Source organism: Nocardia vaccinii NBRC 15922 (assembly GCF_001613305.1).
Classification (GTDB): Bacteria; Actinomycetota; Actinomycetes; order Mycobacteriales; family Mycobacteriaceae; genus Nocardia; species Nocardia vaccinii.
The window spans coordinates 35267-48554 of record NZ_BDCC01000061.1; the positions used below are offsets into that span (position 1 = coordinate 35267).

11 protein-coding genes and 1 pseudogene are annotated in these 13288 nt (G+C 68.7%); 6 read left to right on the plus strand and 6 right to left on the minus strand.

The annotated features are described in order from the left end of the window. Positions 1-59 precede the first annotated feature (59 nt). The 4 genes from NV1_RS32335 (at position 60) to NV1_RS32350 (ending at position 3931) form a co-directional block, all read left to right on the plus strand. Complete coding sequence (locus NV1_RS32335; protein WP_169813458.1) at positions 60-704, plus strand: class I SAM-dependent methyltransferase; 645 nt, start codon at positions 60-62, stop codon at positions 702-704. Next, on the plus strand, positions 674-1093 hold the full coding sequence (locus NV1_RS32340; protein ID WP_218027268.1) for a hypothetical protein: 420 nt from the start codon (positions 674-676) through the stop codon (positions 1091-1093). The genes NV1_RS32335 and NV1_RS32340 overlap by 31 nt, the downstream gene beginning before the upstream one ends. Then, the gene (locus NV1_RS32345; protein WP_067900160.1) at positions 1090-2649 is read left to right on the plus strand and encodes a multicopper oxidase family protein; all 1560 of its coding nucleotides are present in this window, start codon (positions 1090-1092) and stop codon (positions 2647-2649) included. Before NV1_RS32340 ends, NV1_RS32345 begins: the two co-directional genes overlap by 4 nt. Before the next feature lie 220 nt (positions 2650-2869). Then, positions 2870-3931: an NAD-dependent epimerase/dehydratase family protein gene (locus tag NV1_RS32350; RefSeq protein ID WP_067900162.1), complete on the plus strand. Its 1062-nt coding sequence runs from the start codon at positions 2870-2872 to the stop codon at positions 3929-3931. Positions 3932-3950: 19 nt separating this feature from the next. On the opposite strand, the gene NV1_RS32355 is transcribed toward NV1_RS32350, so the two are convergent. From NV1_RS32355 to NV1_RS32365, 3 genes are read right to left on the minus strand one after another with little or no spacing between them, the layout of a single operon-like run. Continuing rightward, complete coding sequence (locus tag NV1_RS32355) at positions 3951-4985, minus strand: sensor histidine kinase (RefSeq protein WP_067900165.1); 1035 nt, start codon at positions 4983-4985, stop codon at positions 3951-3953. Beyond that, positions 4985-5680 carry a response regulator transcription factor gene (locus tag NV1_RS32360; protein WP_067900168.1) on the minus strand — a complete coding sequence of 232 codons (696 nt, stop codon included), beginning with the start codon at positions 5678-5680 and terminating at the stop codon, positions 4985-4987. Before NV1_RS32360 ends, NV1_RS32355 begins: the two co-directional genes overlap by 1 nt. A gap of 4 nt (positions 5681-5684) precedes the next feature. Then, a complete protein-coding gene (locus NV1_RS32365; RefSeq protein WP_245714038.1) occupies positions 5685-7307 on the minus strand; it encodes a hypothetical protein in 1623 nt (540 codons plus the stop codon). Between the two features lie 126 nt (positions 7308-7433). Here NV1_RS32365 and NV1_RS32370 point away from each other — a divergent pair, with 126 nt between their 5' ends. Both NV1_RS32370 and NV1_RS32375 read left to right on the plus strand, forming a co-directional pair. Beyond that, positions 7434-8099: a glycosyltransferase family 2 protein gene (locus NV1_RS32370; RefSeq protein ID WP_067900171.1), complete on the plus strand. Its 666-nt coding sequence runs from the start codon at positions 7434-7436 to the stop codon at positions 8097-8099. Then, complete coding sequence (locus NV1_RS32375; protein ID WP_067900174.1) at positions 8096-8788, plus strand: TIGR04282 family arsenosugar biosynthesis glycosyltransferase; 693 nt, start codon at positions 8096-8098, stop codon at positions 8786-8788. The genes NV1_RS32370 and NV1_RS32375 overlap by 4 nt, the downstream gene beginning before the upstream one ends. 346 nt (positions 8789-9134) lie before the next feature. On the opposite strand, the gene NV1_RS32380 is transcribed toward NV1_RS32375, so the two are convergent. The 3 genes and pseudogenes from NV1_RS32380 to NV1_RS32390 form a co-directional block, all read right to left on the minus strand. After that, the gene (locus NV1_RS32380) at positions 9135-10316 is read right to left on the minus strand and encodes a serine hydrolase domain-containing protein (protein ID WP_245714039.1); all 1182 of its coding nucleotides are present in this window, start codon (positions 10314-10316) and stop codon (positions 9135-9137) included. A gap of 256 nt (positions 10317-10572) precedes the next feature. Continuing rightward, positions 10573-11772 (minus strand): annotated as a pseudogene (locus NV1_RS32385) (permease); the annotation flags it as partial. A gap of 438 nt (positions 11773-12210) precedes the next feature. After that, positions 12211-13074: an LLM class F420-dependent oxidoreductase gene (locus NV1_RS32390; protein ID WP_067900177.1), complete on the minus strand. Its 864-nt coding sequence runs from the start codon at positions 13072-13074 to the stop codon at positions 12211-12213. Positions 13075-13288 lie beyond the last annotated feature (214 nt).

A 13288-nucleotide genomic window follows, 5' to 3' on the forward strand; every position in this document is an offset into this window, starting at 1 on the left:
CAGCATACAAGTTCAGACTTCTGAACTGTTCGGAAATCTGAACTATCAAGGGGATCATCGTGACCACACCGTCCACCGACCCGGCCGAATACTTCGAGGCCTTGTACCGGACTCAACCAGCCGACGGAGCCGACATCCGGGCCGCCGGATGGGATATCGGCCGGGCTCAGCCGCTGGTCGAGGAATTGGAAAGCACGGGCGCGTTCGGCCCGCGCGTGCTGGATGCCGGGTGCGGCACCGGCGAGAACGTGCTGTACCTGACCAGGTGCGGACATCGGGTGACCGGTATCGACGGCGCATCGGCGGCCATCGAGCACGCCCGGGCCAAGGCCGCGCGCCGCGGGATCGACGCCGAGTTCGCCGTCGCCGATGCCTGCGAATTGTCCGGCTACGACGGGCAATTCGACAGCGTCCTCGATTCCGGGCTGTTCCACACCTTCAGCGACGCGGATCGAGTCCGCTATGTCGCAGCGCTGCATCGGGTTTCGGTGCCGGGCGCACTCGTGCACATTCTGGCGGTCAGTTCGGCGGCCGAGCCGGGCCCCGGGCCGCGACGGATCACCGAGGCCGAACTGCGGGAGAGTTTCGCGACGGGCTGGACCGTCGAGGAATTGCGGCCCGCCACGATGCTGGGCAAGCTCCCCGGCGCCGAGGTCCGAACCTCGGTTCCCGCATGGCTTTTCAGCGCACGGCGGCAGGGGTGACGCCGCGGGGGTGGCAGCGGCTGCTACGTGCGATCACGACCCTGGTCACCCTGGACGGCTTCGCTCAGGCGATGTTCGCGGGGCGTCTGATGGCCGGGAGCTACGACGGGCTGGACGCGCATTCGCTCAACGGTCCGATCATGGCGGCCGGAATGCTGCTCATGACACTGTGTTTCGCCGCGGCATGGAGATCCGGGCAGGCCGCGGGACGCAGCGCGCTCCAGTGTGCGGCGATGACCGTCGGTACGGGAGTCGAGATCGGGCTGGGGCATCGGGAGATCCTGGCGGTGCATGTTCCGCTCGGCGTCGCACTCGTCGCGGGACTGGCCGCGGTGACGGTCCGGGTTTGGATGAAGCCCACGATCACAGCCGAGGTCGCGGCGCGATGAATGCTGTTCTGTCGCGTCGTTCCCTGTTCCGGATCGCGGCCGCGGTCGGCGTCGCCGGGGCGGCCGGGGCCTGGCAATTGTCCGCCGACACCCCGGCCGACCGCTTGCACCTGTCCAGCTCGGCCCGTTTGCCCGAGCCGTTCACGCTGCCGTTGCGGGTACTGCGAGCGCTCACCCCGATCCGCCGTGATGCGACCACCGACTACCACCGGATCGTTCAGCGGCGCGCGAACGCCGTCATCCTGCCGGGCTATTCGACCCCCATCTGGGGATACGACGGCACCTTTCCAGGGCCGCTGCTGGTGTCCTCGCGCAGTCGCCGCACGGTGGTCTCGCATCGCAACGAACTGCCCGTCCCGGTGGTGGTCCATCTGCACGGCGGGCATGTGCCCGAGGCATCGGACGGATATCCGACCGATCTGCTGCTACCGGTCGATACGACGAGCGCACATGACCGGATGATGAACGCGGATCCTCTGGCGCACACCATGATCGGTGAGCGCGACTACATCTATCCGGCCGGGCAGCCCGCCGCGACGCTCTGGTACCACGACCATCGGATGGATTTCACCGGAGCGTCGGTCTGGCGCGGGCTGGCCGGGGTGCACCTGGTCGTCGACGAGGCCGAGCGGCGGCTGGGACTCCCCTCGGGCGAACGGGATCTGCCGTTGCTGATCACCGATCGAGCATTCGATGCGACCGGGGCCTTCCGCTACCCGGCGATAGACCCCACGGCCCTGCACACGCCCGGAGTGACCGGGAAATTCGGCCGCGGCGTCCTGGGTGATGTCATTCTGGTGAACGGTGTGCCGTGGCCGGTGCACCGGGTGGGCACGGCCCGGTACAGGCTGCGGCTGATCAACGGATCCAATGCCCGTGTCTACCGACTGCGGGTCGAAATGCCTCGCGGTGACGGGTATTTCGTGCAGATCGGCTCCGACGGCGGGCTGCTGGATCGTCCGCAGCGAGTGGCCGCGCTGACGATCGCACCCGGCGAACGATACGAGGTGATCCTGGACCTGTCCGGATGCGCGGTCGGTGACCGGGTGACGATTCACAACGATCTCGGCGACGGAATCACCACGCGCGTCATGCGTTTCGAGGTCACCGAGCAAATCGCGGACACCTCGACTGTTCCCGATCGATTGAACGAGATCACGCCACCGGACCGGCGAGCGGCGGTCACCACCCGCCGATTCGATTTCCGCCGTGGGGATTCCGGATCGATGAGCGGCTGGCTGATCAACGGACACCCCTACGATCCGCGCGAGCCGATCGCCCGGCCGCGTCTCGGGGACCTGGAGATCTGGCAACTGTCCACCGATCTGGATCATCCGATTCACCTGCACCTCGAGCAGTTCCAGGTGCTCTCGCGCAATGGCGGGCCACCCCTGGCCACCGACGCGGGCTGGAAGGACACCGTCTATCTGGGCGCGAGCGAACTCGCCGAGATCGCCGTTCGGTTCACCGACTACCCGGGCCGGTACGTGCTGCACTGCCACAATCTCGAACACGAGGACATGGCGATGATGGCCACGTTCACCACGCGAACCTGAAGGCGGCACCGGCGATGACGCCTACCGGCCGCGCCGTCACATCCCGATACCGGCCGGTGGACGCGGCGGCGACCTCCCCGCCCGATCCGGCAGTCCGGCAGTCCGGCAGTCCAGAGCTTGTGACGAATTCCTTACGAGCGGCGTGGTCACCCGCCTGCGGGGCGTCGCGGGGGCCAGGATCGGTGGATGACCTCCACACGACCGAACCCGGCATGAGGCGATGCGGGTACTGCTCACCGGCGCGGCCGGTTTCATCGGATCCCATATTCGCCAGGCACTCACCGCCGCAGGTGACGAGGTGGTGGCCGCCGATCTCATGCTGGCCGCCGCACACGGCGCCGACGCGGCTCCGCCGGACGGCGTGCACCGGGTCGACGTACGCGATCCCGACACGCTGACGCCGCTGCTGCGCGGTATCGACGCGGTATGTCATCAGGCCGCCGTGGTGGGTGCGGGCGTCAGCGCCGCCGACGCGCCGGCCTATGCCAGTCACAACGATCTCGGCACCGCGGTCCTGCTGGCCGCGATGGCCGAGACCGGGGTGCCGCATCTGGTGCTCGCCTCCTCGATGGTCGTCTACGGCGAGGGGCGATATCACACCGCCGACGGGACGCCGGCAGTTCCGCCGCCGCGTCGGCGCGCCGATCTGGATGGCGGACGCTTCGACCACCTGGACGCGCTGACCGGAGAACCGTTGCGCTGGAGCGCGATCGACGAGGACAGCCCGCTGTGCCCGCGCAGCCTGTACGCGGCCAGCAAAGTGGCGCAGGAGAATTACGCGAGCGCCTGGTCCGCGGCGACCGGCGGTATGGTCACCGCGCTGCGGTACCACAACGTCTACGGCGACGATATGCCCAGGGACACACCATATTCAGGAGTCGCGGCAATTTTCCGCTCGGCACTCGAGGCGGGTGAGGCACCACGGGTCTTCGAAGACGGCGCGCAGATGCGCGATTTCGTGCACGTCCGCGATATCGCCGCCGCCAACCTCGCCGCTCTGCACCGCCCACTCCCCGGCTTCGTCCCGCTGAACATCGCCTCGGGCACCCCCATCAGCATCCGGGAGGTCGCCGACCTGCTCGCTCGCGCCCACAACGGCAAACCCCCCGCCGTCACCGGCGAATATCGCCCCGGCGACGTCCGCCACATCGTAGCCGGCCCCGGAAAAGCCCACGCCCTACTCGATTTCACCGCCACCATCTCCCCCACCGACGGCCTCACCGATTTCGCCACCGCTCCGCTGCGCCCCGCCTCCGGCGCGGGCGCCCCCGAATGGCGCTGAAAAGTCCGGCGCCGCACACCTAACGACCCGCTGAAACATCGGGGAGGCGGGCAGGCAGGCGGATTTCGAAGCGGCAGCCCACTTCCTGGTTGTGGGCGCTGATTTCGCCGTGGTGGGCATGGATGAGACCCGAGGCGATGGCCAGGCCCATACCGCTGTTGCTGCCGATGTCGGTGGCGGAGCGGGCGGAGCTGCCGCGGTAGGCGACCTCGAAGATGCGGGGCAGATCCTCCGGGGCGATGCCGGGGCCGGTGTCGACGACATGGGCCCAGGCCTGGCCGTCGTCGATGCCGGAGCAGATGTCGATGCGGCCGCCGGGCGGGGTGTGCTCGATCGCGTTGGCGACCAGGTTGGTCAGCACCCTGGTCAGGGCGCGATCGCTGGCGTTCACGATGATCTCCGAATCCGGTTGCCGCGCACGCAGGCTCACTCCGGCGCGGGTGGCGGTGGGCTGATTGGCGGCGGCGACCTCGTCGACGAGCTCGCGCAGATCCACCGGCTCGAGTTGCAGGCGCAGCGCGCCGGAGTTGATCTTCGACATCTCGAACAGGTCGTCCACCATCGCCGAGAGCCGATTGGTCTCCAACACAATGCGATTCGCGTAGCGCTCGACGGTCTCGGGTTGATCGATCACACCGTCGACCAGCGCCTCGCCCATCGCTCGAATACCGGCCAGCGGCGTCCGCAGGTCGTGACTCACCCACGCCACCAGTTCACGCCGGGAGCGTTCGGCGGCGCGTTCCTGCTCGCGCATCTGCCGCTCCCACACCGTCTTCCGGGCCTGGGCCCGGCCGAGTACCACGGCCGCCGGCACCGCGACGATCGTGACCACCGCCAGGACCACCAGGATGCGGCGCAGTTCGTCGGTGAACATCATCCCGCTGACCGCGACCACCCCGGCCAATGTCGCCACCGTCGGAATCAGCACCAGCAGAACCATGCTGCTGGTGAGGCTGCGATTGTGGGTCAGCCGCATGGCGAGCGCGCCCAGCGCGGTCACCGGCAGCGATCCGGCCAGGGCGTATCCGATCAGCCCGAGCATATCGGTGGGCATCAGCGATCTCCGTCCTCGTCCCCGGGGCGGCCCCATGCGTATCCGCGACCCCAGACGGTCTCGATGCGATGTGCGGCACCGAGTTTCGCGCGCAGACGTTTGATGTGCACGGTGACCGTGGACTGATCGCCGAAGGTCCAGCCCCACACCTGTTCGAGCAGATCCGACCGGCCGAACACCTGCTGCGGATGTGCCAGCAGGAAGGCCAGCAGATCGAATTCGCGGGCGGTCAGATCCACCCGGCGGCCCTCGATCAGCACCGCCTGCGCATCCGGTCGCAATTCGATCGCGCCGCTGCGCAGGATCGGCTGCTCGGCCGGAGGCGGGGTCCGCTGAGCGCGCCGCAGGACCGAGGCCACCCGCAGGGCCAATTCCCTTGGGCTGAACGGCTTCACGATGTAGTCGTCCGCACCGGACTGTAGTCCCAGGACGCGGTCCTCCTCCTCGCCGAGTGCGGTCAGCAGGATGATCGGGGTATCGGGATGGGGTCCGGCGCGCACCGCACGGCACAGCTCGATACCATCCGGCGGCGGCATCATCACGTCCAGGACGGCCAGTGCGATCTCGTTGCGCGCCAGCACTTCCGCGGTCGCCGGACCGTCGGCGGTCTCCACCACCGTGAATCCGTCCCGTTCCAGATAGCGGCGCACCACCTCCCGGACCACGCCGTCGTCATCGGCCACCAGAATGCGCATCGAATCACCAGTTCGTCATCAGCAGATGGTTGAGGGACAGGGCCGCCGCGGCCTGTAGCGCCAGCCAGATCCGGGCGTCGCGCTGCGGCAACAATGCCGTCCCGGCGAGCACCCACATATCGAACGGCAACCAGATCCGCTCGGTCTCGGCCTTACTCAGCCCGCTGAGATCGGCCGCCACGACAGCGAGCACTCCGGCCGCGGCCAGCAGCGCCGCGGGATCCACACCCGCGCGCCACCCGGCCAGGCGTTCCACCCATGCCCGTCGTCCCGTGCCGCTGCCCACGCGTGCCGACCCGTCGCGGCGCCCCGCGCCGCGCGCTGCACGACGCGGACTCCGCTCGCCCGCGCCCCGGCTCCCCCGCCTCGCACCGGTGGCCTCGTCGTCCCCGCCCGGCCGGCGATGCGGTGCCACCGCGGACTCGGTCGCGTCGCCCGCGGGCCCGCCGGTTTCCGGTACCCGACCGGCCGGGGCCGTCCCGCTCGGCGGCGCACCGAATCCCGACAGCACACCACGCACGACCCGGTGCAGCGCCGCCGCGGCGGCCAGTCCGACGGAACAGACGGTGGCGGCGAGGTTGCCCCAGACCCAGTAGGAATACGGGCGCTCGGAGGCGATGCCCTGGTAATACCGTTGCACCACAAGGTGATAGCCGTCCAGCCACCAGAATCCGGCGGCGGCGAAGGCGACTACCACCAGCGCGGCCCCGATGAGCGCGGCGACGGCGGGCCAGATGGCGGGCAGACCGCGGCCGCACAGGACCGCGGCGGCCGGGATAACCATGAGCGTCAGGCCATAGTTCAGGAACAGCCCATAGCCGAACAGCAGGCCGGCGGCCAGGGCGATACCCGCCCAACCCGGACCGCGACGGGTCGCGATCGCCAACAGCGCCACCGCCCACGCGGTAACCCCGGCGAACAGCGCGTCCGCCGAGACACCGAGCCAGACCGCGGCGGGGGCGAGGACCAGATACGGCATCGCGGCCCTGGCCCGATTCTCCGCATCCAGCGCACGAAGAGCTACCGCAACCGCGACGGCCGCGCCGGCTCCGGCCGACACCACCAGCCAGGCCGCCCACGCCCCGCCGCGCAGGCCGATCCGATCCATCAGCACGAAGGTGAGCAGCGCGCCGGCCGGATGCCCGGAAACGTGCGTGGCCCATGAGTCGGGCTGGAAATCCAGTATGCGGCCGGAGAATCCGCGTAACATCGCGCCGATGTCGGTGACCCGCCCGGCCTCGTAGAGGTACTCCTCGTGCCGCGCCAGCCGCCCGGCGAAACCGCGTTGCCAACCGTCGACCATCGCCAGCGAGAAGATCCACGCGATCGAGGTCAGCCAGGCCGACAGCAGCATCGGCCGCCACGGCAACCTCCGGGCAAGTTCCGGTCCGGTCAGAACCACCAATGCGGCGATGAGCACGGCCGGGCCGGTTCCCCAGCCGATATGCGGCCCCCAGATCCCGAAGATCGGCGCGGCGGCGGCATACAGATGCGTCGACCACTGCTGGCCGCGAATCCGCGGCACCGCGAAGGCCGCGGCCACCAGCACCGCTGCCGCCAGAGCGCAGGCCACGTCGGCACGAACGCGCGGGACGCGACGGACCCGGGTGGAAGTTACGTCCTGCACAGCGTTCACCTTAGGCCGCACCGCGCACCGAATCCGGGCACAGCACCGGCGCCACCGGGCGCCGTCACACTTTCGTCACCGGTTCCTTGCGACGAAATCGGTGGTCAGCGGCCTACGGTGCCAGATGTGAGCGATACACTCAGCGCCCGGGACGTCACCGTCGTCATCCCGTGCCACAACGAGGCCGGGGCGCTACCCGGCGTACTGGCGGCCGTGCCGGACGAGTACCGGGTGATCGTGGTCGACAACGCCTCCACCGACGACACCGCTGCGGTGGCGCGGGCCGGCGGCGCCCGGGTCGTCAGCGAGCCCGTGCCCGGATACGGCTCGGCGGTCGAGGCGGGCGTGCACGCGGCCGATACCGCGCTGGTCGCGGTGCTCGACGGCGACGGGTCCATGGACGCGGGCGAATTGCCCTGCCTACTGGGTCAATTCGATGCCGATGTGGATATGGTGGTGGGACGCCGTCGCCCGGTGCGGGCGGGTGCGTGGCCCTGGCACGCCCGGCTGGGCAATCTGTTGATCGCGGGATTGCTGCGACGGCGGCACGGTCTGCCGGTACACGATATCGCCGCCATGCGGGTGGCCCGTCGCGACCGATTGCTCGCGCTGGGCCCGCTGCATCCGCGATCGGGATACCCACTGGCACTGCTGATCCGCGCGAGCGAGGCGGGATGGCGGATCGTCGAACGCGATATCAGCTATCGGCCGAGGACACACGGCGTATCCAAGGTGTCGGGCTCGGTACGCGGCACCGTGCGCGCCGTCGCCGACTTCTGGAGCGTGCGATGATCACGACCTCCGCCTCGCACGGCGTCCCGGTCACACTGCTGGTGATCGCCAAGGCGCCCATCGCCGGATTCGCGAAAACCCGCCTCACACCGGACTTCTCACCACGAGAGGCGGCCCAGCTCGCCGCTGCCGCACTCCTGGACACGCTCCGGTCCGTGCGGTACAGCGGCGCGCGGCATCGCATGGTCGCCTGGACCGGCGATCTCACCCGAGCCGAGCGGTCCGACGAATTGTCCACGGCCCTGCGCGAATTCGACCTCATTCCGCAACGCGGCGACACCTTCGGCCGGCGCCTGGCCAACGCGCACGCCGACGCGGCCCGAATGGGCCTGCCGGTACTCCAGATCGGTATGGACACGCCACAGGCGGGCCCGGCCCTGCTCGCGGTGTCGGCAACGCTTCTTCTCGAATGCGGCGACGCCGTCCTGGGCCCCGCATCCGACGGCGGCTGGTGGGCGCTGGGACTGACCGATCCCCGCCCCGCCCGAACCCTCGCCGAGATCCCCATGTCGACCGCTCACACCGGCGACCTGACCCGAGAAGCCCTGAGCCGCTGCGGATGCCGGGTACGTCGCCTCCCCGTCCTCACCGACGTCGACACCGCCACCGACGCCCTCAGCGTCGCCCGGGAACACCGCGGCCACTTCTCCCGAACCCTCGAACAGTTACGTCACCACGCACCCGCATGACGCGCGAAACAGCAGCTGACCGACCACGTGCCATACCAACAGCAACTCGGGACCGCACGTCGGCCGAAATATCCCTCGGCATGAGCTCGGATCTGCGCCGGGCTCGCAAGTTCTCGAACCGACGCGACCCGGCCGGAGCCTGATCCACCACGCGGTATGCCTCGAACACACCGGAGCGCAACGAGAGTCGAGTCAACTCGCCACCTCGTTCAGTGTCGCGGCGAGGCCCGGCGACCCGGAGCGCCCCCGATCCCCGTGGCCGAGGTGCACCGACCGCTGCGACATGATCGGGCCGAGCCGCGGCTCGATGCGGCCCCGAACACACTGCGGCACAATGCGCGTCGAGTTAGTCCACCACGTCGTTCAAAGCAGCGACGAGGCCGAGGGCGCGCGAGTCCGGAGCGCCTTCGATGATGTAGTTGGTGATGTAGGCGAAGGACAGGCCGCGGGCGGGATCGGCGAAGCCGAGGGATCCGCCGCGCCCCGGATGGCCGAAGGCATTCGGGCCGCCGAGCGGAAAACGTTCGTCGGGCAGCATGTATCCACTGGCGTAGCGATCGGGCAGCAGCATCACGCGGTCGATGCCCGCGGCCTGTTCCCGCACGGCATCGGCGAGGGTGGCCGGGGACAGCAGCCGGGTACCGTCCACCTCGCCGACCAGCGCCGCATAGATCCGGGCGAGTCCGCAGGCGGTGCCGATGCCGTTGCTGGAGGGGATCTCGGCGGCCTGCACCCGAGCGGAGTTGAAATCGGGATCGGCCGGATCGGTCACCTGGAAGGCGCGGTTGATCAGAGCGCCGGGGTCCTGCATGGCGGCGAACATCGGCCGGAACTCCTCGGGAACCTCCGCGAGCGATACGCTGCCCGGCTCCGGTTTCGGTGCGAATACCAACCGTGCGACCCGATGACGTTCGGATTCGGGCAGGCCGATGAAGAAGTCGACGCCGAGCGGCCCGGCGATCTCCTCGGCCACGAAACGTCCGGGCGAACGCCCCGAAACCCGCCGTACCACCTCGCCGACCAACCAGCCGAAGGTGCGTCCGTGATAGCCGTGCGCGGTACCGGGCGTCCACTGCGGACGTTGCGCGGCAAGCGCTTTCACCATCGGACCCCAGCGCAGCGCGTCCTCCAGCGGCACGGCCTCGTCGAGTGCCGGCAGACCGGCCTGGTGGCTCAGCAGCCACCGCACCGGAATCGCGCCCTTGTCCGCGGCCGCGAATTCCGGCCAGTAGTGAGCGACCGGCAAGTCCAGATCCAGTTGCCCGCGTTCGACCAGCAGATGTGCGGCCGCCGCGAGCACGCCCTTGGTGGCCGAGTACACCAGCGCGATCGTGTCCGGCTCCCAGGCCCGCCCGTTCTCCGGATCGGCCACCCCACCCCACAGATCCACCACCGGCTGCCCGTCCCGGTAGATCGCGACCGCCGCACCGAGGTCCCCGTGCTCGGCGAAATTGCGCTCGAAAGCCGCGCGCACCGGCTCGAATCCGGGCGCCACAGTTCCACTGACCGTCATAACAGTCGCGAACATCTCCCCCGCCGCGGCTATTCCCCGAGCTACCGGAACCGACCGGGCGCGACCACGGGCACCATGTCGATTCCGGCGGCACCGGGTACGGCCGATGCGGTCCACCCGGCGATGGTCTCCATCAATGCCCTCGATGACGGCCATGGTCCGAGTCGACGTGCCCGTCGTGCTCGGTCCGTGCATGCGGATCGTGCGAATCCGGCTCTTTCCCAACGTATCCGGTGCCACCGGTGGGCCCGCCGGCCGCGCCGTGATCCACGTGCCCGCCGTCCTCGGAGTGCTCGCCGTGACCGGACGCCGAATGATCGTGCCCGTGATCGTGTTCCGCGTCGGGTGAACCACCCATCATGCGCAACATGGGCATTCCGCCGGTGCGGACGAAGCGCAGCAGCAGAACCGCTGCGAGCAGGAGGAATACGATGTTCAGCCAGGTGGTGTAATTCCATCGGATCCCCTCCTGCATCACCATGACGTTACGCTGTCGTGGTACGAGACCCGTTGCGCCGAAAAGGATTTCGACCAGATATCCGGCGCCGACCATGGCGGCGTAGAACACGCCCAGTACGGCCAGCATCATGCGGGTGCCGTAGTACTTACGGTAGATGTTCAGGATCGGCAGGATCAGCAGGTCGGCGAAGATGAACGCGGTCACGCCGCCGAAGCTGATGCCGCCGTTCCACAGCACCGCGGCCAGCGGCACATTGCCGATCGAGCAGACGAACGAGGCGATCGCCACCACCGGCCCCACGATCGGCCCCCAGATCGCCGACAGCAGTGGGTGATCACTCAGAAAGAAGCTCTGCCAGAACGTATCCGGAACCCACGCACCGATCGCGCCGGCGATCAGCAGCCCGATGATCAGATCGCGCAGGATAGCCGCCCACTCCATCACGAATACGTGCGATACGGCAGTCAGGCCGCGACCGGAGAGCAGCCGCCGCGCGAACGAACCGGTGCCCGAGACCGACATGTCCATGGCCGCGTGGCCTTCCATCGATCCGGCCAATCCGCGCTCGGACTGCGTCCGCGCCGCCTGGACCAGCCGGGACCGCACGAACAGCCGGAACAGCACCGCCACCAGCACGATCATGATCGGCCCGCCGATGAATTCGGCCACGGTGAACTGCCACCCCAGCAGCAGCGCCAGGATGATGCCCAGTTCCACCACGAGATTGGTCGACGCGATCTCGAACGCCATCGCCGCGGTGAAATTCGCGCCCTTGCGGAACAGCGAACGCGCCAGCGCGACCGCGGCATACGAACACGAGGACGATGCCGCGCCCAGCGCCGACGCGACGGCCAGCGTGCGCGGCCGGTCGTCCCCGAGCAGCCGCACGATCGTCGATTTGCGCACCACCGCCTGCACCACGGCCGACAGGGCGAAGCCCAGAATCAGCGCCCACAGAATCTCCCAGGTCATCGACCCAGCCAGCGCCAGCGCGTGTGTTATCGCATGCATCTGCCACCTCGCCTCTCCGTCGGCGCGGCACAGCGCGCCGCGCTCCGCACAGAAACCTATACCCCCTAAGGGTATATGGTCAACGGGTGCGCACGATCCGTGCACACCGCAGCCGGCGACTGCCCGCACAACACACCCCGAAACGCACCGATGCCGTGTCCACCGGCAGTTCCGGTACACACGGCATCGATCACGTACATGCCTCGCCCGTCATCGCGAGGTCCGGCACCGACTACCTACGCGCGGGTGGGTTCCACCTCATCCAGACACACAGAAGGGCCGCAGAGGCCGGACAACGCCAACATCGCGGGTTGCGGTGCGGGCTTGCCGCCCGCACGCGTGGCGGGTGCGAGGAACGAGTGCCCGACACGAGGCCGTGCGGTGAGCCTTGAAGCGCCGCAAACCCGCCGGAGCGAAGCGGAGGCCGAAGCTACAGCATCAAATGCCGCTCAGCCGCTCGATTACGCCCGCCGCCTTCTCGGTGTATTCGATCGGATCACCCTCGGGCATCACATCGATCTGCGTAATGCCCAGAGCCGCATAGCGTTCCGCCTCGGCGAGGAAGGCATCGGGATCACCGGCCGGAGAGGTGAAGGAGGTGAGGGTCTTGCGGATGCTCGCGTAGTCGCGACCCTCGGCCTCGCAGTGCCCGCGCAGCACATCGAGCTTGTGCCCGACGTCCTCGATGCCGGTACCGAACAGATTGCACGCGTCGGCGTACCGAGCCACCTGCAGTAGCGTCTTCTTCTCACCTCCGCCGCCGATCAGGATCGGGGGGCGGGGCCGGGTCAACGGCGCCGGCACACACAACGTCTCGGCGAGTTCGTAGTGCACACCTTTGTAGGGGCCGTTGTTGTCACTCCACATCTGCAGGCAGATCTGCAGTGTCTCCTCCATCCGCTCGAACCGTTCGGCCATCGACACGACCGGTACGCCGAGTCCGCGCTGCTCGCGCTCGTACCAGGACGCGCCGATGCCCAGCTGCGCGCGTCCGCCGGACAGCACGTCCAGGGTGGACACGATCTTGGCGAGCAGGCCCGGGTACCGGTACATCACACCGGTCACCAGCACGGCCAGCCGCATCCGCTCGGTCAGCGCCGCGACATATCCGAGGGTGGTGTATGCCTCGAGCATCGGCTCGTCGGCGGTGCCGCGCATCTCCATCTGGAAGTAGTGGTCCATCACCGTGAACTCCGCGAAACCGGCCTGCTCGGCGAGCTGGGCGGTCCGGGCGAGGGTGGGCGCGATTCGCGCCGGATCCGACGGCGTCGAGAAGTTCCAGTAGTGCAGACTCAGATCCATTACTGTCGTTCCTTCGCACTAGGCGGGAGTGAATGGACGGGATATCCGTCGATTTCCCACCCTAGCCCCGCGCCGGACCGCCCGACCACGGCGGCCGTCGCCATGCTCGCCGCGAAAATTGGTCGGCTACCGATCATTTCACCCCCTCGGATACGAGATACGCGGAGCCGCAGGCACAACCACGGGAAAGGTTCGTCTGCTCGAACCCTTTGCA

What these genes read in the sequence shown, in the direction of transcription:
- NV1_RS32340 (WP_218027268.1), top strand. Translation starts at nt 674, where the DNA reads ATGGCTTTTCAGCGCACGGCGGCAGGGGTGACGCCGCGGGGGTGGCAG.
- NV1_RS32345 (WP_067900160.1), top strand. Translation starts at nt 1,090, where the DNA reads ATGAATGCTGTTCTGTCGCGTCGTTCCCTGTTCCGGATCGCGGCCGCG.
- NV1_RS32350 (WP_067900162.1), top strand. Translation starts at nt 2,870, where the DNA reads ATGCGGGTACTGCTCACCGGCGCGGCCGGTTTCATCGGATCCCATATT.
- NV1_RS32355 (WP_067900165.1), bottom strand. Translation starts at nt 4,985, where the DNA reads ATGCCCACCGATATGCTCGGGCTGATCGGATACGCCCTGGCCGGATCG.
- NV1_RS32360 (WP_067900168.1), bottom strand. Translation starts at nt 5,680, where the DNA reads ATGCGCATTCTGGTGGCCGATGACGACGGCGTGGTCCGGGAGGTGGTG.
- NV1_RS32375 (WP_067900174.1), top strand. Translation starts at nt 8,096, where the DNA reads ATGATCACGACCTCCGCCTCGCACGGCGTCCCGGTCACACTGCTGGTG.
- NV1_RS32380 (WP_245714039.1), bottom strand. Translation starts at nt 10,316, where the DNA reads ATGTTCGCGACTGTTATGACGGTCAGTGGAACTGTGGCGCCCGGATTC.
- NV1_RS32390 (WP_067900177.1), bottom strand. Translation starts at nt 13,074, where the DNA reads ATGGATCTGAGTCTGCACTACTGGAACTTCTCGACGCCGTCGGATCCG.